This window comes from Vibrio comitans, from assembly GCA_024346835.1.
Classification (GTDB): domain Bacteria; phylum Pseudomonadota; class Gammaproteobacteria; order Enterobacterales; family Vibrionaceae; genus Vibrio; species Vibrio comitans.
This window is the reverse complement of record AP024867.1, coordinates 1,417,194-1,436,491: the sequence shown is the minus strand read 5'-3', so window position 1 is coordinate 1,436,491 and position 19,298 is coordinate 1,417,194. Positions and strand designations below refer to the sequence as shown.

Below are 19,298 nucleotides of genomic sequence, written 5' to 3'. Positions count from 1 at the left end.
TTCGCTTAAACCAATCATTAAATGTCACTAGTTTTGTTGAAAACTTCATTTCCAATATGCAGTAGGTATTGATTTTTATAGCATTTTGGGTGAGATAGTTGGTAAGGTTTACTGTCCGTATTGAAAATTTAATCACCATTTTTTATTAGTGGTATAGAGTAAATAGACTATTACAGTTGAGGTGTAGATGAATGATATAGCTGTGGAAAACGCACTGGCAAATATGAGGCTAAAATCAAGAGGCGTTAGCTTACCTGCTAGTTACCCTGTCACTATTAACTTTCATCCAGATCGTTTCACCTCAAATAATCAGCCGCTACTACTGGCAATTGCTGAACAGGGTTACTTGAAGTCGCAATTTGAGACGGGCACTAGTAATGGAGGCCTGACAGCGTTTAAAGGAGGGGAGCGCTGGCTATGGGAACAACGTGTGTTTGATGGAGCTTATGATCTTGCACCTAATACTCTCAGGCCAAAATATGGTGCGCTTAACTTTAGAGGTTATGAATTTGGTGCATCACCGCGATTTGGCTCCGCCTATTTCCAACTTAAGCCACATAGCTTTGAGCGCACCACGTTTTGCTATCCAGACAGTTTCTTTGAGCCAGACGACTTTGCTGTATCTGATCGTTTGACACCTTTGATCGAGAAAGCCAGTCAATCGAATGAAGATTTACTTGATGATTACATTGAGGCGCATATACACGGTGTAGTGTCGATTAAAGAAGATGTTGAGTGTCTAGTGCTAGATCCTATCTATAGAAATACCGCTATTGAAAAGTATGCGTTGCTTCTTGGAATCCCCCTTAGATGGCATAAGGGTTATGAGCTTAGTATTGAACAAATGAGTCAGTATCCAGATTATCGTGGTCAGCAATTTATCGATCTAGCCAAACAGATAGCACACAAGGGCATGATTAACACTTTCTTGCTTGGACGCGCTGTTACTCAGCAGGGCTTTAATGAGCAAGATGTGAAGAAAATCTGGCACTACTTAGCAAGATTTGGCTATAGACAACAGTAAGTGCTTTATAAGAAATTATTTAGATTATTGTTTTAGAATCGAGTGAACACAATGTCCAAACAAGTACAGCAGCAAATTGGCAATATCGCACTAGTTGTTGAAAACTATGATGATGCGATTGAATTCTATACTCAAAAGCTTCAATTCGAATTAATAGAAGATACCGACTTGGGCGATGGTAAGCGCTGGGTGCAGGTCGCTCCACCAAACTCAAATGGGACGAACTTGCTTCTAGCTCAAGCCAGCACAGAAGAACAGCTCCAGGCGGTTGGCAACCAAACCGGTGGCCGAGTATTTTTGTTTTTGCAAACCAATGACTTCTGGCGGGATTATCAATTAATGAAGGACAAGGGTGTTACTTTCAATGAAACGCCTCGCGAAGAAGCTTATGGGACAGTAGTGGTATTTCAAGACCTCTATGGTAATAAATGGGATCTACTACAGCTACATAAAGGGTAATATTAATCTTAAAAATCATCAGGTTATTGAATGGTGATTTCCTAGTCGCACCTGTAATTTGTAGTTTGGTTTACGCTGTTGTTTGTGAAACTGCCTCGTACCTCTAAGAATCCTATTTGCTCTCCTTGATATAATCTCAAGTTGAACCAATATTTTGGAGTGATCTAGTGGGACTGGAAGAGATAAAACGTAAGATGCACAGTGGTGAAGTGTACGAGTCGCATGAACAGGCGCTGGTGGACGAACAGCTTGCGTGCATGGAGGCAATGTATGATTACAATCAAACGCGTCCATCAGAAGGTGACAAACGACAACAGATAATGCGTCGATTATTTGCTGAGGTGGGTGACGATTGCTACATCGAACCACCAGTGCGCGCTAATTGGGGTAAGCATACTCATCTTGGAAAACGAGTGTATGCAAATTTCAATCTCACTTTAGTGGATGATACGCATATCTATATTGGCGATTACGTCATGATTGCGCCAAACGTAACGATTGCAACGGCAGGCCATCCCATTGAGCCTGAAAGTCGAAAAAAAGTAGCGCAGTTCAACATTCCAGTTCGGATCGGTAACAATGTCTGGATCGGTGCCGCTTCTGTAATATTGCCTGGGGTGACAATAGGTGAAAATAGCGTGATTGGGGCGGGTAGTGTCGTAACCAAAGATATTCCACCCAACGTGGTTGCCTATGGAAACCCGTGTCGAGTGATACGTGAAATCAGTGAACGCGACAAAGAATATTATTACAAAGAGCTTAAATTCAACTAGTAGCGTTGAGGCAAAAATATGGGATTCCAAGGCACTTCTTTTCGAACAGAAGCGTTTTGTCCATTTATAGATATTAATAGCATTACCAGAGAATCTAAGTGTAAACCTCTGGCATGAATGTTGGTGAGCCTGCAATGAAGGTAACCTAAAGAGTCTGCTACACAATATTGCGTAAAGGTAATTAGCTGATTTATAGGATATTACCGCTAATTGATCAAAATAAGCGCTATCAACACATTATCTAAGTTTAATACTGTGATTTAGTACAGTTATTGCGATTTAAGATGTATACTGTTTATTTATCCAGTTTTAAAAAGGCAAAGATAGCGATTAGACAAGGCGTTATTAATAGGGAGTGCCCTTAGGTCTTGATGATATAGCGGTCTTTGTAAATGTGATTACAGTGGCTAATTTCAATACACATCTTGGAACAGCCGCGCTGACGAGTAGTTTAGCGGCGACAGCCCTGCTATCGGCAGGGCACATTGTACCCATTACTGCACTATGGTTGATACTGTTAGGTACGATAGGTGGGTTACTACCTGATATCGATTCCGATAACTCAACCTCTATGAGTACGCTCTTTCGCTTGTTTGGGGCGCTGACCACATTCAGCTTCGTAGGTCATATCTATTTGACAGTATCCATGCTGGAGCTGATTGTTTATAGCATATTTTGTTATTTATCGATTAGATACAACCTAAAGGCAATGTTAGAGAAGCTTACTGTTCACCGTGGCTCCTGTCATTCTCTGGCGTTTATAGCTATGTCCGGCCTACTTATTGTCTGGTTAGTGTTCTTACTTGGCTATAGTGATGTGACAGCGTGGCTATCTGGCGCCTTTATCTGCTTTGGTGGGGTAGTTCATCTTGTATTGGATGAGTTGTATAGCGTTGATTTGGCCAATAGACGCATAAAGATGTCTTTTGGTACCGCCCTTAAAGTATTTTCCCCGAAAAATCCTTTTATTAGCGCCTGTCAGTGCCTATTGATCGCGGTTTTATATGTGCATGGTCCTGCGTTAGATAATACTTGGCATAAGGTGAGTAATTGGAGCGAATTTCGCTTTAAACCTGATTGGCTAAATAAAGGGGAAGTTGTTCACTTCTTTGATGAAGTTATTACCTCAACTCGTAAGGCGATGAGCCAAAACACAATCTGAAAGGTTACGATTTTTGGTATGACTGTCGTCTAATGGTAAGAATTAGCTCTGCTAAATGAATAGAATAGCCGCATATCAGCAAAGTGCTTAGGATTGAATCTAAACGTCTCAATTTTCACAATGGACGCCTTTGCTCACTGACAATGAGGCAAAATCATGTACGAACTGACACTAATCCTTAGCTTAATGATGGGTGGCACGCAAAGCACAGCTGAACTAGATGTAAACACTCAATTTACGTCTTTAGAAGAATGTAATAAAGAAGGTGCAGCACTCGCGGCCAAATTAAATAAAGCCGATACTGAAGTCATTCAAGTGCAATGTGAACTAGACTAATAAACAAATAACAACGTCAATGGCTTAAATTAAAAGGACAAACCGCGGTTTGTCCTTTTTTATGGGTAAAGGTTTATTGGTATCTAACTATGCTGTGGCGCAATAGCAATAACAGGGATAGAGGTTATTGACTGCGCATCGGCTTTGTTTCGTAGGGTGGTATCAAACAATTCTAAAAGCACAGCAAGACCCACGCCCAACCCTAAACCGCCAACCAAACCCAAAATAAGATAAATGACGGTCGGCCAGTTTGATGGAGAGCTAGGTGTGAAAGGTAAATCAATGATTTTCACGCGTTTATTCTCTTCAAATACACCTAATGCTCCGGTTAATTGAGCCATTTCATATCGTTGGACAAGCTCCTCATACAGTTGGCGCTTCATTTCAACGTCTCTTTGCAGGCTAAAGATTTCTTTTACGTTGTCACCATAGCCTTGGGTTTTCTGTTCTAGCTCCGCGATCATGGTGGTTAATCGAGCCGTTTCTTCGGTGAGTGCTTCAAAGCGACTTTGAACTTGCTGAAGGTTTTGCAATTGACTCATTAGCAACGGCTGAATCGTCGTAAGGTTATTTAGGTTTTGGCTGCTGGCCATATTTCTAAGTTGGTCGGTGTCTAAAGTGGGTTGCGTGGAATTTAGTAACACTTCACGCTCTTGTTCTAAGCGATTTAGCTCTCTTTTCTTGGCTTGTACCGAGCTATGATTCTCTGTGTATCTTGCTTGTAATAGCGTTAAATCACTGCGTATTTCTATAATTTTGTCTTCAATACGACCCACAACAGGGTTAGTGCTGGATAACTGTTGATCTAAGGTGCTGAGACTTCGTTCCACACCAAATAGTTCTGCTTCTTTTTCGGCAAGGCTCTGTTTTAAGACCGCAATGCGAGCGTAACTTTGTGAACGGATCTCGGGGGTTAATGACGAGTGGACGTTAGTGTATTCAGCGAGCTTTTGTTCTGCCTTTTGCAAATCAGAAAAACGTTTTTCTATATGTTCGTTCAAAAAGGTACTTGAGTCGCGAATTGAAGAACGCTCAGGCGCTAACAATTGCTCTATAAAATGGCGACTTACTGATTCAAGAAGCTCTTTCATTCCATAAGGGGAAGATGCGGAGTACTCGATCTTTAGAAGATCTTTACCTTGCTGAACCACGTTAAGATTTGCCGCAATCTTTGCCATCACCTGGTCTTTCTCATAGTCAGAACTGCTTTCATTAATTAGACCCAGTTCTAGTGCTACGGTCGAAAGTACGTGACGACTTTTTAGTAGTGTTTTTACCGCGTTTAAGCGGTCATTCAGCATGGTTGATACCGCAAGGTCCTGAAGAAACGGGTTCATTTTGGCCGTTTCTTGTATAAGCATGCTGGTATGTGCTTTGTACTTTGTCGGGGCCAGTTTGGAAACACCAATGGCCACTACCGGAAGGATAAGAGCCGGCAGCAGTATGACCCAGCGACGTCTCCAAGTACTCACGATTAATCCAGCAATGCGCAGCTTAAGTTCAATCATAATAGCTCCAATAACCAGTCCACGAACTGCGAACGTTGTTGCCAACTTTCGTTTTCAACACTACGACTATGACAAGGGGTGAGACTCTGGTGACGACTTAAGCATTCAATGAGTTGTTTACTGTCTTTAACCATATTCACTTGGTCTTCAAAGTGCTTTAGGGCAGGGAATTTCGTGGTAATAATAGGGGTTCCGCATGCCACGTACTCCATTAGCTTTAATGGACTGCATGCTTTGATTTGGTCATTGAGAATAAAAGGTAAAAGGCTTACGTCCCAATGCTGGGAATAGCCGGGTAGTTCATGATGAGGACGAGGTCCAAGTAAATGAATATTGTCGAGATGGGCAAACGGATTATGGCTTAACTCGTTGTTGCCAATAAATACAAAATTCCAATCGGGCATCGCTTTCGCAGTCTGATTAATCAGATCGTAATCTAGCCAATTAGAAAGGCTGCCATAGAACCCTGCGATAGGTTTGCCCTTAGGAAGATCTTTCGCACGAGGTGCCGGTGTGGAAAAACGTTCGTAATCCACACCGTGTCGTAATAGTTGAGTTTTACAAGCGGGGAAGCGCTGCTGCATGGCTTCACTCGCGGTTAGGATAAGGTTGGCTTTATCGGTAAGCTTGCTTTCATGATTGATGACCGTTTTATGGTCAACGCCCGCCAATGCACCAAAGTCATCACCGCAATAATACACCACAGATGACTCATTGATATGACCACACAAATCAGCGGCTGTTGGCAATGAGGTCCACAGAATTGGATCGTTAAATTCAAGGCGTTCTAATGTCGGTGCTAATTGCGATGTCATCCAAGCTTTAGCAAGCTTTCGTTCCCATGCAAACCTTGGCGCAGGTAGTGTTTTCAGACTGATTACTTTCATGTTATTAGGAATAGTCTCAGCGTTTGCCATCGCCACTTTGCTGTTTCTAGAAAACAGTTTGTTATATACGCGCTTCATATCAGTTGTGGATAGGCGAGGTCTACGCAGGCCAATTGAATTAACCCAAAGAATGCGTCGCTCAGGGTTCAATCGAGTAATGATGTGCTGAGTGCTAGAAGGAAGACCGCCAAAGTCTTCACCAAATACAATAAGATCACGCATGCTCGCCTCCTTGCTCACAATTAGTCTCTTGAGATATATATTTGATTACTTTTGCCGGAACGCCCGCAGCGATGACAAATGGTGGAATGTCTTCTGTGACCACACTGCCTGATGCAATGACAGCGCCTTGGCCTATAGTGACACCTGACTTCACAATGCAGTTTGTACCTAACCAACAGTCGCGCTTTAAAACAATGTCGCCAATCTGATTTATGTCATCAGGTTCGCCCTTAGCTCGCTTTCTTGCATCTAGTGGATGCCCAGAGTAACCAAATAGGTTCGCTCTGCCGGCAATACGCACGTTGTCTTCAATGACCACTTTAGTACCAACGGCGATGGTGGTTTGCCATCCTATACCTACGTTGGAGCCGATGATTAAGCTTGGATTGCTAGTATGAGCACTGGCACTGAATGTGGTTTGTCCCGAGATACGGCAACGATCGCCAACGGTGATAGATAGGGGACCAGACACAAAGGGAATACCTCCGTATAGATACAGTGCTTTACCAGAGTTCTGACAGCGGCCACGAAAAGCTGGTGTTTGGAAAAGAACGCGCAGGATGAAGTTAAAGGTATCTCTGAAACAAATATATAAGGTGTAGATAAGCTTATTCAGTGCTACCGGATACCGGATATCACAAACGCGTATTGCTTTCGCTAGCGAAAAGAGTTTTTTCCCCAATGGGCTTTGGTTGGTTTTAAGTTTTTGTTTTAGCTGATTCGCATCTAATACGTTCATGGCAACGTTCCTTTGTGCATTTAAGTGAAATGATTGTGTCAATTTGCACTATCAATTTCACTTTCCTTATTTGGGTAATACACAGAACGTGCCAAAAATATAACTCAATAAAAACAAACACTTATATTGGTGCTATTTGACATTCTCAATTTGAGAATCGTTTTGAACAATGCTTGAGACACAAATAATTAGTGCAGCAAGTATATAGATTGGCCAGACGAAAGCCTGAGTAAGAAAGGTGCCGGATACGATAGTACCAATTAACCCAGCAAAGACAGCGTTAGCCGAGCTCTCTAGGTACGGGGAAGCAGTGGGTGATGCCTTAATGCAATCAAGAGAGTGTTTGGCTGTGCGAAGCAGTGAGACAATTAATGCGATAAACACAATGAGACCTAAGAACCCAGTTTCTGCCAATACACCAAACCATGTGCTGTGTACTGCGTGATTCAAGCCGTCCCAGTGCGAACTGTAAAAGTAATAGTTAGAATAAAAGTTATTGATTCCTACGCCAGTTAAAGGATTCTCGACTGCCATTTTTGCCGCTGCCTCCCAGGCATACAAGCGGCCCATTGAAGAAGAATCTATCCCTGCCTCCGCAGCGCCCCCAGATGCTCGATCCGAAATTCCCGCTGCTAAGTACAACAAGGCTAAACCAACACTTCCCACGCTAATAAGTAAAACTTTTGATCGAACAGCTTGGTTAATATAAACAGCGTACACCGCTACCATACCAAGTAATCCGCCTCGACTTTGCGTAGCGATTATGGCCATGGAAAGGAGTGCTAAAACCGTAAAGCCCATAAAGCGACTGATTTTTGATTGTCGATTATTGAAGAAAAAACTGGCAGAAAAAGCTAATGGGAACAGCAGTACTAGCGCTAAATCGTTGGGGTCACCTAACATAGAGCCAAGCTGGCGTCCTATCGTTACTCGGGACCCTTCTACTAATCCAATACCGTTCACAGAGTTAAACAGGGCAACACAGGCCACTAGGCAACCTGCGGCTACAATGGTCCAGCATATTTTCGACAACTGTTCCTTAGTGTTGATAATCCAAATGATAGCTAGGGTCATCAACATGATTTTCCAGTAGATCCCTTTAAAGGTTGATAGTGCCTCACCCCGATTTGTCGCAAATGCTAAACCGATAGCAACTAGGGCCCAGAAAATTACGAGCCATTTCATAGAAGGGTGCCAGTAGACTTTAAGCTGCCTGCTAATTAGCGAGTGCCAACACAAAGAGGCTAAGGCGCCAAGAGACAATAACAATGGGATTTTAAATGGCATTAAAACTGGGATGACTTCGTGGATTCTAAAAAAGGAAAACACAACGAATAGGGTTACGAACCAGAACAAGTGCTTTACAACGACTAACACGGCAATAGGCAGTAAACATAGGGCAACCCCAACTGCCGGGTGAGGGATCTTCCACCAGATTAATGCAATAACCAGCGTAACAGCGACGGTTGCAATGACACTCGGTGCGGTAAGTGAGTTGGCGGAATGATTGATTAACCTAGTCATTACACACCCACCTTTTTAGTTTGGGTATGTTTTGGCAACTCTACAGTGTAAGTCGCAAGGAGTAGTACAAATGAACAGGCTAGGGAGCTAAGGCCTTGAAGAGTAGAACCCAGCTGGATAGCGACTAATCCTGCGAGGGTAATCACTGGGTAAACACTTAACCGTAGACTGCGGTATGGCAGAGTGCAGTGGCACTGAGATAACTTGTAGAGTATTAGTGCTTTTATTAGCTGAGCTACCCCTATGCTCAGCATTATGGACCAGATCCCAAAGTGATAGGTAAATCCACACCATATTAAGGTCACTATAGTCGTCCAAAGATTAACGGTTAAGATTGTCTTAGTTTGTTTGCTTTGAAGTAGTCCTAGGTTCAGTAATTCCGCGAACTCTTTGCCTAACACCATGAATAAAGCACCGACCAATAACTCACCCGCAATCGCGTAATCATCAGTTAAGGCAAACTCCAACAGCCATTGCCCGAACAACCCAATGAATAAGGCGAGGATACATACGTACATGATGCCTAGCTCGGTTGTTCTTGCTGCTTTGTAAGGATTACTCTTTGCCACCATAAAGCGCTTTGGCATCCACCACATACCAAAAGGTTGAACGAGAACGCACATAGCTAAAGCAAACTTTGCTGCGACGGCATATTGTCCCACCATTGCTAGAGATTCCCCCTTAAGCATTAACCAGCGCTCAGCGCCATTGAGGCCAAAGGCGACTAAGCCCGATAACATCAGGGGTAATGAATAACGCAGGGTAGTGTTGATAAATTTCGTGTTTGGAAGGGTTATGCTGAGATTGCTAGCATGGATAAGTAACAGTAGTTGAATGAAATGGGCAATAAAACCTGCGGTAAGTACCCCAACGACGCCATAGCCTAATTGCAATAAGGTTAAGACTAGCGCTACTTGAAACAAGCTGGTGGTGATGCAGATTCGGCAAAACGCTTTGACTCTATCTTGCATTCTTAACCAAGCTAAAGATATGGCAATAGCGCCTTCTATGGTCAAAGAGACCCAAAGCACTAACACTGCTTGTCTAGAAATTGCCCATGTTTCCTTCCATTCAAGTGACAACGTCACTATGAAACCTAAGCAGGCGAAAGAAACGGAGACTAGTAAGGTTAAGGTGAATAGGTTACTTGCTGTTCTAAGTCTCTGATTTTTAGTAGTTTGTTCTGCGCAGTATCGGTATAGCGCTTCGTGTAAGCTAGCAGACAATAAAATACCGATGAACGACGCTGTAACGGCAAGTAATTCCAATTCACCTATTTGAACTGGAGATAAAAAGCGTGTAGTGATTGGTAACATGATCAGGGAGAGCCCTTTCATGAAAAACAAAGCAAACGCATAGCCCAGCATCTGTTTTTGAGCATCCGAAATTGCAGCGAGTTTCATTGCTGTTCTCCCGGTTTTATTTCAGAACATTGTTTTAAAGACGCTTCTTTCTCGCTGCTGCCTTGAATCGCATGTGCAATTTCACGGTAGGTATTACTTGCCAGGTACTGTGTTGCTACTTTTTGACCTTGCTTTGCTACTTCTTGGTATTGGTCTAGGTTATCGGCAATGCGAGTCATGGTTTGACTTAAGCTTTGCGCATCATTTGTGGCGTATTTGATGCAGTTTACGTTATGTTGTAACTTCTTGTCCCAGAATGCTTCGTCGCTTGGGATGATAACAATAAGTCCAGCTGCAAGCGCTTCTAGAGTCGATAATCCAAAGGGTTCGTTGATGCTGGTCGAAATATAAATATCTGATTTCGCTCTTATTTCATCTAGATTTTTCGGTTCTTTATGCCATGAAGTATTCGGCAAGTGTGTGTCCACAGTGGATTGCTCCGCCTGTGAATTTTGAGGCTTGATATAGCAGATATTGGTTGTGAACTGTGAGTTGCTTCCTGCAATTTCAATTGCCTGCTTAAGAGTATCTAACCCTTTCCATTTTAAAAGCGATGCTGCCCAATAGAAATTAACAGTGGTTCTGTTACTGGAAAATCTATGAGTAGATGGGTAATCATTTTCATCTAAACCATTGGTAAATTCTCTGAAGCTAATAGGAAGCGCGTCGGTTTCCATGCACAGTAGCAAACTTGGTTTAGCTGATGCCAAGTAGAAAGTTGGATGACCTTGGCTTAGACACCACTTTGAGCTACTACTTTTACCGACAGGGCCATGGATAAGTTGCAGCAAGCCTATGCTGAACATTTTAGAAACCATGTAACCAGAAAAATCAACGCCGGGTCCTGATGCCATAAGCATAGTGCTGGGTTTTTTCATTCTGCTCATCATGACACAAACTGTGAACAGGAAAAAACAAAGAGTTAGGTAGATTTGCTTGGCCCAGTACCCAATTCCTTGAGTTTGAATAGCAAGGCATTCTGGCATGGCTAAAGTTGTCACTTTAATCTTGTTGCTTTTACTCCAACTAAGAGGCGAGGCGCTAAGCACATGAAATACAGTCAGCTCGTCAACTTGCTTAATGGCGAGCTCTGTAGCGACTTTTGAGCCTCCATGATAAGGAATAGGGTCGAAAACGATACAGTGATTAGGCTTCATGAGCTTCCCTTACTGTTTTGCTTTCTGACAAAAATCGCGTTCTAAAGAAAGTGCCAAATGGGCGAAGTAGGGAGCTAAACCATGATGCCCAGGATTGGTTTATGCCATCTTCTATTAATTGACTATAAATAGACTCTATATGACACGTATTCTGTTCAAGTGAAAAACGCTGCTGGGCAACTGCCTTACCTTGAGTTGCCATGACTTGACGAGATGCTGGATTTTGCATGAGCTGACTGACTGCATTAACTATTTGTTGGATCTCGTTATCACCATTTTCGTAAAGTAGTCCTGTTGAGTTGTGCTCTATGACTTCACTTATGCCTCCAACGTTTGGAGCAACGACGGCGAGTTCCGCTAAAGATGCTTCGACTAATACTAATCCAAAGGCCTCACTTCTTGCACCACTAATAAAAAGGTCGCAACCACCAGCAAGCCAAGCATTAACGTTAGATTGTTCACCGACGAGATGAACTCTTGATTGCAGATTGAGTGACTCAATTTGCTTTATTAGATTCAGACGCTCGCTCCCTTCTCCAATAATGATGAGGTGATGCTGTTCCTGGCTACTGTTTAAGAGAGCAAGAGCCTGAATGAGTTTATCGAAGCCTTTACGTTTAATAAGAGAACCTACGCTGATAAGTACCTTAGCGTTGGATGGGATATTTAATAGTTCTCGAACATTAATCGGTTGGCTTAGATCGATATTTGGAACGCCGTTATGAACCACAGTGAGATTTTGCTCTGGATATCCTTCGTCCAATAATGGCGCAGCAACGGCGTGGCTAACTGCTACTAAGCGCTGTGCAGAGTGCAGTGCAAGAGTAAAGCGGTCATGTAGGTTATAAGGGCTATGAAGTTGGCACATCATCGGGATACGTTTAGCTTTGGCTACAAAAGTCATCCACTGACATGGTGCGCCGCTGTTAACATGTATTAGGTTGATATTGTGCTCAGAAATGAGCGTTGAGGCTGTGTTATACAGCTCGAACAACGCCTTTATATTAAAGGCTGACTGTTGAAAATTGATCACTTCAAAGCTTGATGAATGTACTGCAATTCCCTTTACTGTTAATTCACGTACTAGTACTTGATTGTTAGTCCAAACCACAGGTCTGTAACTAGGAGATAGCGAATTAATAAGGTTTAGAAGACACGCTTCACTGCCTCTGATCCAATCCTCGCCGTAGTGCACAATAAGTAGGTTAGTCGTTGGGTGCATTCCTTTTCTCCCTAACAGTTTGAGATGGTGCCTGATAGGAGTACTGCAAATAGAATGCCAGTTTTAAGTGATTGTTTTAACGCAATGTTTAGTATTCGAAGTGTTTATTCTCAAATTGAGAATCAGATTGACTGGCTCTTAGAAGCAGAGGAGGAAGGGATTAGATGCTTGGAATAAAGAGGGAGGATTTGCGGCACGACAGCTTCGGTAGAAAATTGTGACTCAATGGTCTCTTTTGCGTTTTCAGCTAGTGTTTCTCGCTCGCTGTCCGTGGTGTTGAGCCATTCGTCTAGAAATAGAGCGAGTTCTTCTGTGTTGTCAGATATCCAACCATTATGGCCGTGGTCTATTAAGCGCTCTAATGCACCAATGTTAAGTGTTAGTACTGGAATGCCTCGTGACATCGCCTCTAGTGCCGTCATTGGCAGACCTTCATAGCGAGAAGAGATGACCAGTAAACCAATGTCACCCCAGCAGTGATTCATGTTAGCTTGAAATCCTAGAAACCTAACATTGCTAATATTTCGATCTCGAAGGTCATCTATCATAGGGCCATCGCCATACAAATAAAACGCCACTTCAGAGTGCTCCTGAGCTAGATCTAAGAAGCGGTCTGGGCCTTTTTCATGGCTTAAGCGTCCTACAAAAGCAATTCGTTTTCCTGAGCTTTGTATTGAGCCATCTGTTGAAACAAAATTGTTTAGAAATAAGCTCTTTACAGGAAGTCGAGCTTGAATCTCTGGGCTTACACAAAGGCTGTAATCTGATAGAAAAGAACTGTAGCGATCTAGCCAGTCATATAGGCGAACTTTTCCTTTAGGGACTTCTCCTGCGTGATAGGTGCTTATCTGTTTTGTTTGCTCTGTGGTGGTTTTTACAGCGAGTTTGCTGATGATGCTGGCTTTATAACCGTGCGCATGTACGGCTATTGGATTAAATTGGGCAATGGCTTTTCGTAATTGAAAAGTTTGCCTAATTAATGAGTGATGACTTTCTTCATTGATTAACGAGTGGAGATAGCTGTAAGGGATATTGTGTTGTTCGAGCTTGGCTATGATTGCGGATGGCTGTTTAAAACGAGTAACTAGAATGACACGTAAAGGCACTTTATAAAACGCTATTCCTCGCGCTAACTCTAGTACGTGGGTTTCAATGCCACCAAAGGTAAGGCTGTCTAATAACAGCCATACCTCTTGGGGATTAATAGGATCACTCGCTGACTTGTAAGTCATCTTCTGTTTCCCACTGTTGTTTTTTACGATAAACAGTAGATGGGCTTAGCTCAAGCATCACAGCGGCATTTAATACATTGCCATCACATACCTTGATGGCGTTTTGGATCGTTTCTTTTTCAACTTGCCACATAGGTCTTACCGCGAAGGTGTCAGTTCCTTCAGTATTTACTGAGCTAGCAGCTTGTATCGTCTCTACGGGCACAGTTTCTTCCGTGGAAGCTAAGTTCTCGGTGGGTGGTGGTGCCACAATTGCTGGTGGTGATTGTTGAGCAATAACTGCAGGAGATGGCGTTGCTACTGCTACAGGTTTAGCTGGGTTAACTGCGTTAAGAGGCGGGGGAAGTTGGTTTGCTTCAACCTTAGTGCCATCATTGAGAACCACAACGTTTCGCATGATATTTTGCAGTTGCCTAACATTGCCAGGCCAAGGGTAAGCCTTGAGGATTGATTCCACCTCTGCAGATAATCCAGTAAACCCTTTTCCATCTTGCTTTGAGTAAAGCTTCACAAAATGCTTTGCTAGAGTAGCGATATCTTTGTCTCTTTCGCGCAAAGGGGGAAGCTCAATTGGGATTACATGCACTCGATAATAGAGATCTTCACGGAAGCGACCAGCCTCAATCTCTTTCAGAGGATCTTTGTTGGTCGCGCAGATGATTCGCACGTCCGCTTTTAGTTCTTTGCTACCACCTAGCGGGGTGACACTGCCGGTTTGTAAAAAGCGCAGCAGCTTTTTCTGCATCTCAAGTTCCATTTCGCACAATTCGTCGAGGAACAAAGTGCCACCATGGGCTTGCATTGCTGCGCCTTTTCGGTCGGTTGTCGCGCCAGTAAAGGCTCCTTTAACATGCCCAAAGATCTCACTTTCCATTAAGTCTCTTGGGATTGCACCACAGTTAAGGGCGACAAAGGGTTTATCAGCGCGCTTGCTCTGTTTATGTAGGGCTTCTGCACAGACTTCTTTACCGGTACCACTTTCACCGTTAATAAATACGCTAGCCGTGGTAGGGGCTGCAGACTCAATGATCTTGTAAACGGCTTGCATAGGTAAGCTAGAGCCGATAAAACCGTGGAAGTTAGGTCTATCAAACTTAGTCTCTAACTTACTAACCAAACTTTCTAGTTTGGTACGCTTGAGGTGCAGCGCTACTGATGTCTTTAATCTGTCCGCGGTAATTGGCTTTTCGAGAAAATCGTCTGCGCCTTTTTGGATCAGATTTACGGCAGTATTCACCGAACCGTGAGCGGTGGCGATGATCACAGAGCAGGGGATTTCATTTTCCTTTATCCAATCAAGTATCTCCTCCCCGGTGGTGTCGGGAAGCTTGAGATCAAGAATGACCAATTGCGGAGCATGATGCTCTATAAATCGCTTAGCATCCTTGCCTGTCTCTACATGAAAGAGATCGTATGGCTCGTCTTTAACATACTGTTTATAGAGTATGGCTAGTGAGTTAGAGTCCTCGACTAGTAGTACTTTTGGTTCCATCAAACGTCCTTTTAAACCAATGACTTACTAATTTATAGGCTTTCTTTTAGGCTTTGCAACGCTTGTTGCGACTGAATTGCCAAATCTTTGAGTAAGGCACCGTTTTTTGATGCCTCAGAGTAATCTTGTTGCAAACAGGACTGCTCAACCGATTTTGCCATCTTGCCAAGTGCTGCAACGCCTATGGCCAGTGAAGTACCCGCTAGGGTATGTGTTTCAAATTCTAAGGTTTGATAATCTTCTTCGTCTAATGCTTTGTTGATGACCTCTAAGCGTGCGTGTGATTCTTCCAAATAGCTGTCGATGAGGAGTGGAAGGATCTCGATGCTGGTGTCGCTAATAATTTGATCGATAACTGCGTTGTCTATAAGTAGTTGTGATGGCACGACAATGACTTCCTTTTCTTGCTGTATCTGCTCTGCACTTTGCAAAGGCGTAGCTTTGTAAAGAGAGTGTAAAAAGCGTCTTAACATTTAGTATTCCTTTTATCGCCCTATATTTCTAGTTTTTGTTTCACACTATTTACGTGATCACACTGTGTGATTCAGTATTGAGGCGCTTTTAATGATGTTTTTAAGTGGTTGTTTTATAAATGATGGTAAAAATCTACGTCGATTAATTATGCTTTCTAGCTGTTGGGATAGGGTTTGTTGCGAGTATTGGTTGATGATGATCCCACACACATTAGCATTGGCATCGTCAAGATAACTAAGGGCGTTTGACAGTTCTTCTTTAGTCGTTGCGCCACCAGTGACTGTTAATAGCGTAGCTTCACAGGCGTTGGCAATCACAGCACTAGGCAACTCAGATTGACGGCTGTTAAGAGCGCCAGCATCGACTATGATTCGATCGTAATCGCATAACCAATGTTCCATCTTTTGGCTAAGGGCCCTTGGGTCGCGAAAGCCAATTTGTTCGGATTGTGTCGTCGGTACGGAGCATCCTGAAAACAGCTGCATAGTGGATTTGTTTGCAATCCAGTCTTCGCCGGCATCACAAGGTAACAAAGCAGGTTCAAAAGCGGGGTTATCGAGGTTTAGGTCAATGAGTAATGTTCGGTAACCCGCTAGCATGTAATGCTCAGCTAGTGTCGAAGCAAATCGAGTGACACCGCAACCCGGTTTATCACCCGTGATACAGATACTGCGCGTCTTAGCTAATTCAAGTTTAAGGAACGTCTGTTCTAGCTCTGGGTATAGACGGTTAATGCTCATTACAACGCTCCTATTAACACAATGGTAGTCGCTATCTTTAACACATCATCCAGTCCGTTTCGGGCTTTCTCCATCAAACTCTCTCTTTGGTGAGGGATATAGACAGTGTCTCCAGCGCGAATTACCGGCAGTTTTCTAAAGTTGGCTGTTTTGCTGAAATCAACGAGGTCAAATACTCGCGCTTGGCTTTGGCAGCAAGACATGTTTACGACACTGATTTTCTCAAGGTAAGCTTGCTCACTTGGGCCGCCTGCTTCAGCAAGTAAATCTAGGATGGTCATGTTGTCATCAAACACGTAGCGACCTGGGTTATTCACTGCTCCTAGCACGCGAACGGTGGATTCTTTAGAGCGGTCTAGCCAGTTCTTGTCTTTTTCAGGAATATAAATAGTGTCTCCCGTTCTTACTACTGGAAGCAGTGATTCATCGCCTGTTTCAAAGTAAAGAGATAGGTTGAGTTTGCTCACGCGAGAGTAGCTTTTGTCGCGATGTGTGATGCGAATGTTGTGAATGTCTGCTTCGCCCGTTGGGCCATCTGCTGCAGATAAAATGTCTAGAAAATGCATCTCTTTGGTAAAGCGGTAACGACCAGGTGCATTTACTTGACCAAATACATAGATAGACGCTTCGGACTTTTGACGTACCCATTGTGATTTGTTGTCCGACGGGTCTTGAGGTAAGTCATGAACGCGTACAATTGAACCTGCTGAGATAACTGGAAGCTGCGATCTCTTAGCACCATTGCGAATATAGGCATCTAAATCAAATACTTGAACTTTACGTTCGCTATCTACCACTTCAATGGTGGTTGTATCTGCACGCAGTGTAGGGCCGCCTACGTGAGCTAGAAGGTCCATAAGATCCATTTCGTCTGACCATTCGATACGGCCTGGACGAACCACCTCACCAATGATATTCACAGCGCGGTCAGGAGAGACTTTTAACCAAGACTTTTCGTTCATGTCGGTTTTTTCTGGAACGAAGATCGCGTCTCCATTCTCAATCTTTGGTGGACGCACGCCACCAATACCTTCAGTAAACGCGGTAAGGTCAAAGCGGATGACTCTGCCATTAGCTTTGATTAGTCGAATTTGACGTGATTCTGCGAATCGAGTAGGGCCGCCTGCGTTGGCAAGAATATCCATAAATGTAGCGCCAGGCTTGCCTTCGAATGCGCCAGGGGCAGCGACTTCGCCCATTACATAAACCATATTAGCGCCAGATTTGATTTCTTCTTCCATTTTAGGAACGAACACAATTGAACCAGGGTTTAGCTGTGGCAACATAGAGTCGTCACCGCTGTCTAGGTAGCGCTTTAGGTTGAATGTAGTAGGGTTGTTGCCCGAGATAACACGAATTTGCTCAACACTTGCGTAGCGCGTTACGCCACCAGAGCGCATGATGATATCAACAAGATCTGTGTCTGCTTTAAAGCTAAAAGAACCCGGAGCATTCACTTCACCAAATACCTTGATAGCTTTACGTGAGTCTCCGCTGTCGCCAGCATTAGCAAGCTTGGCAGCGTCGAACTCTTGCTCGATGTTGCCCACCATAGGGGAGGCTGGCACAAAGATAGTGTCTAGAGATTTTAGCTTTGGCAAAGTTGAGTCATCGCCTGAATCCAGAAATTTTTTGTAGTTAAATTCTTTGGTTTCGCTACCACGTTTGATATGCAGTTTGTTTAGCTGAGCGCCTGGACGAATGCCGCCTGCCGCATAAAGCGCCATTTGCACTGTTGATGATTCTGGAAGGGTATATTCACCTGGTGAGCGTACATAACCTTGTATCGACAGTAGGATCTGACGTTCTGCTACGTAAATACTAGCGTTTGATAGGTCGCGAAATACTTTACCTAGTGCGTCTTTAACGACTTTTTGCAGTTGGTCTTCCTCATAACCCGCAACATAAGTTGGGCCAACTTCTGGAAGTGAAATTCGGCCTGATTTGTCTACCTGAAAGCCCTTGTTTAGCGACGCTTCCCCAGGAAGGTTAACTTGAACAAGGTCACCAATCTGTACTGGTTTTGCAAAGACAGAAAAGCTGATGCTAACCATTAGAATAAGTAGAGCCTTAAAGATGTTCATAGCCGCCTCCTTGCGCATTAGTAGATACAATATCTATGCTAACGCGACGGTTGGTTAGGCGAATTGCGGGTGTATCGCCTTCGGTAAGGGGTAGGGTTTCGCCTACAGAAAGGGTTTGGATTCGGGCTGTTTCTAATCCGAAAATAACTAGGTAGCGCTCAACTTGCTTGGCGCGACCCATTGCTAGCTTTTCGTTGTACTCAGCACTACCTGCCATATCAGCATGGCCAGTAACACTCAGTTTTAGGTGTCTGTGTTGTTTTAAGATACTGGCCGCTTCTGCAAGATGGCCCATGTATTTTGGGTTTATTTCGGTAGAGCCCACAGCAAATTGATTATCTACGTTAAGTAGGTCAACCAACTGAGTAATGATGGCTTTATCGCTTTGGAAAGACGCATTTTGCGACGGAGGTACACACTCGGTTTCGCTAGTCACATAATCCAGTTGCAGTTCCAGTTTATTAAGGTTCTTTCTCAAGATGACGATGTCATTGGCTGCATCAAGAAGAAGACCGCCCTCCAGCTCTCTTGCAATGCGCTTCTCTTTTGTTTCAGCCTGTACTACCGATGCGGGAAAACACCACTCAGCACCTTGATTGATAAGGCTATCAAGTTGCAAACGTGCTAAATGAAAGTCAAAGCGTAGACCGTGTTCCGGGCCTAATGGTTCTTCAGGAAATACGGGAGAGAAATCAGACATAGCGGTGTATTCACCCATACCGCCTTGGCCCTCGTCTGGGTAACTTGAACAACCAGCCATTACTAATGCTGCTAGTAATGTAGTGCTTGCTTTTAGTTGGTTAGTCCATTTCATTTTTTCTCTCCTGATTCCCATGTAATAACTGTTCACGTCCATGTGA

18 protein-coding genes are annotated in these 19,298 nt (G+C 43.6%); 5 read left to right on the top strand and 13 right to left on the bottom strand.

The features are described 5' to 3' along the window. Positions 1–187 precede the first annotated feature (187 nt). From OCU46_RS19890 to OCU46_RS19870, 5 genes are all read left to right on the top strand, one after another. The gene (locus OCU46_RS19890) at positions 188–1,024 is read left to right on the top strand and encodes a DUF3626 domain-containing protein (RefSeq protein ID WP_141269127.1); all 837 of its coding nucleotides are present in this window, start codon (positions 188–190) and stop codon (positions 1,022–1,024) included. A gap of 51 nt (positions 1,025–1,075) precedes the next feature. Continuing rightward, on the top strand, positions 1,076–1,483 hold the full coding sequence (locus OCU46_RS19885; protein ID WP_141269129.1) for a VOC family protein: 408 nt from the start codon (positions 1,076–1,078) through the stop codon (positions 1,481–1,483). A gap of 194 nt (positions 1,484–1,677) precedes the next feature. Next, positions 1,678–2,256 (top strand): sugar O-acetyltransferase, encoded by a 579-nt coding sequence (locus tag OCU46_RS19880; protein WP_167495336.1) that lies wholly within the window; start codon positions 1,678–1,680, stop codon positions 2,254–2,256. A 403-nt stretch (positions 2,257–2,659) separates the two neighbouring features. Beyond that, positions 2,660–3,418 carry a metal-dependent hydrolase gene (locus OCU46_RS19875; RefSeq protein ID WP_141269133.1) on the top strand — a complete coding sequence of 253 codons (759 nt, stop codon included), beginning with the start codon at positions 2,660–2,662 and terminating at the stop codon, positions 3,416–3,418. Between the two features lie 156 nt (positions 3,419–3,574). After that, positions 3,575–3,754 carry a hypothetical protein gene (locus OCU46_RS19870; RefSeq protein WP_141269135.1) on the top strand — a complete coding sequence of 60 codons (180 nt, stop codon included), beginning with the start codon at positions 3,575–3,577 and terminating at the stop codon, positions 3,752–3,754. 83 nt (positions 3,755–3,837) lie between these two features. Here OCU46_RS19870 and OCU46_RS19865 read toward each other — a convergent pair whose 3' ends face one another. The 13 genes from OCU46_RS19865 to OCU46_RS19805 all read right to left on the bottom strand — a co-directional run bounded on the left by OCU46_RS19865 (position 3,838) and on the right by OCU46_RS19805 (position 19,252). Beyond that, positions 3,838–5,262: a GumC family protein gene (locus tag OCU46_RS19865; protein WP_141269137.1), complete on the bottom strand. Its 1,425-nt coding sequence runs from the start codon at positions 5,260–5,262 to the stop codon at positions 3,838–3,840. Further along, a complete protein-coding gene (locus OCU46_RS19860) occupies positions 5,259–6,371 on the bottom strand; it encodes a glycosyltransferase (RefSeq protein ID WP_141269139.1) in 1,113 nt (370 codons plus the stop codon). Before OCU46_RS19860 ends, OCU46_RS19865 begins: the two co-directional genes overlap by 4 nt. Beyond that, on the bottom strand, positions 6,364–7,110 hold the full coding sequence (locus OCU46_RS19855) for an acyltransferase (RefSeq protein ID WP_141269141.1): 747 nt from the start codon (positions 7,108–7,110) through the stop codon (positions 6,364–6,366). The genes OCU46_RS19860 and OCU46_RS19855 overlap by 8 nt, the downstream gene beginning before the upstream one ends. 132 nt (positions 7,111–7,242) lie before the next feature. Beyond that, complete coding sequence (locus OCU46_RS19850; RefSeq protein WP_141269143.1) at positions 7,243–8,634, bottom strand: O-antigen ligase family protein; 1,392 nt, start codon at positions 8,632–8,634, stop codon at positions 7,243–7,245. Beyond that, a complete protein-coding gene (locus OCU46_RS19845; RefSeq protein ID WP_141269145.1) occupies positions 8,634–10,037 on the bottom strand; it encodes a lipopolysaccharide biosynthesis protein in 1,404 nt (467 codons plus the stop codon). The genes OCU46_RS19850 and OCU46_RS19845 overlap by 1 nt, the downstream gene beginning before the upstream one ends. Continuing rightward, positions 10,034–11,194 carry a glycosyltransferase gene (locus OCU46_RS19840; RefSeq protein ID WP_141269147.1) on the bottom strand — a complete coding sequence of 387 codons (1,161 nt, stop codon included), beginning with the start codon at positions 11,192–11,194 and terminating at the stop codon, positions 10,034–10,036. The genes OCU46_RS19845 and OCU46_RS19840 overlap by 4 nt, the downstream gene beginning before the upstream one ends. After that, entirely contained in the window at positions 11,184–12,416 is a 1,233-nt protein-coding gene (locus tag OCU46_RS19835) for a glycosyltransferase (protein ID WP_141269149.1), read from the bottom strand. Before OCU46_RS19835 ends, OCU46_RS19840 begins: the two co-directional genes overlap by 11 nt. 122 nt (positions 12,417–12,538) lie before the next feature. Beyond that, positions 12,539–13,648, bottom strand: coding sequence for a glycosyltransferase family 4 protein (locus OCU46_RS19830; RefSeq protein ID WP_141269151.1), 1,110 nt, complete (start codon positions 13,646–13,648; stop codon positions 12,539–12,541). Then, complete coding sequence (locus OCU46_RS19825) at positions 13,626–15,140, bottom strand: sigma-54-dependent transcriptional regulator (protein WP_141269153.1); 1,515 nt, start codon at positions 15,138–15,140, stop codon at positions 13,626–13,628. Before OCU46_RS19825 ends, OCU46_RS19830 begins: the two co-directional genes overlap by 23 nt. Before the next feature lie 32 nt (positions 15,141–15,172). After that, positions 15,173–15,613, bottom strand: a complete 441-nt coding sequence (locus OCU46_RS19820) for an Hpt domain-containing protein (RefSeq protein WP_141269155.1) — start codon at positions 15,611–15,613, stop codon at positions 15,173–15,175. A gap of 57 nt (positions 15,614–15,670) precedes the next feature. Further along, entirely contained in the window at positions 15,671–16,354 is a 684-nt protein-coding gene (locus OCU46_RS19815; protein ID WP_141269156.1) for a CpsD/CapB family tyrosine-protein kinase, read from the bottom strand. Next, a complete protein-coding gene (locus OCU46_RS19810) occupies positions 16,354–18,438 on the bottom strand; it encodes an SLBB domain-containing protein (RefSeq protein ID WP_141269158.1) in 2,085 nt (694 codons plus the stop codon). The genes OCU46_RS19815 and OCU46_RS19810 overlap by 1 nt, the downstream gene beginning before the upstream one ends. Continuing rightward, positions 18,425–19,252 (bottom strand): OmpA family protein, encoded by an 828-nt coding sequence (locus OCU46_RS19805; protein WP_141269160.1) that lies wholly within the window; start codon positions 19,250–19,252, stop codon positions 18,425–18,427. The genes OCU46_RS19810 and OCU46_RS19805 overlap by 14 nt, the downstream gene beginning before the upstream one ends. Positions 19,253–19,298 lie beyond the last annotated feature (46 nt).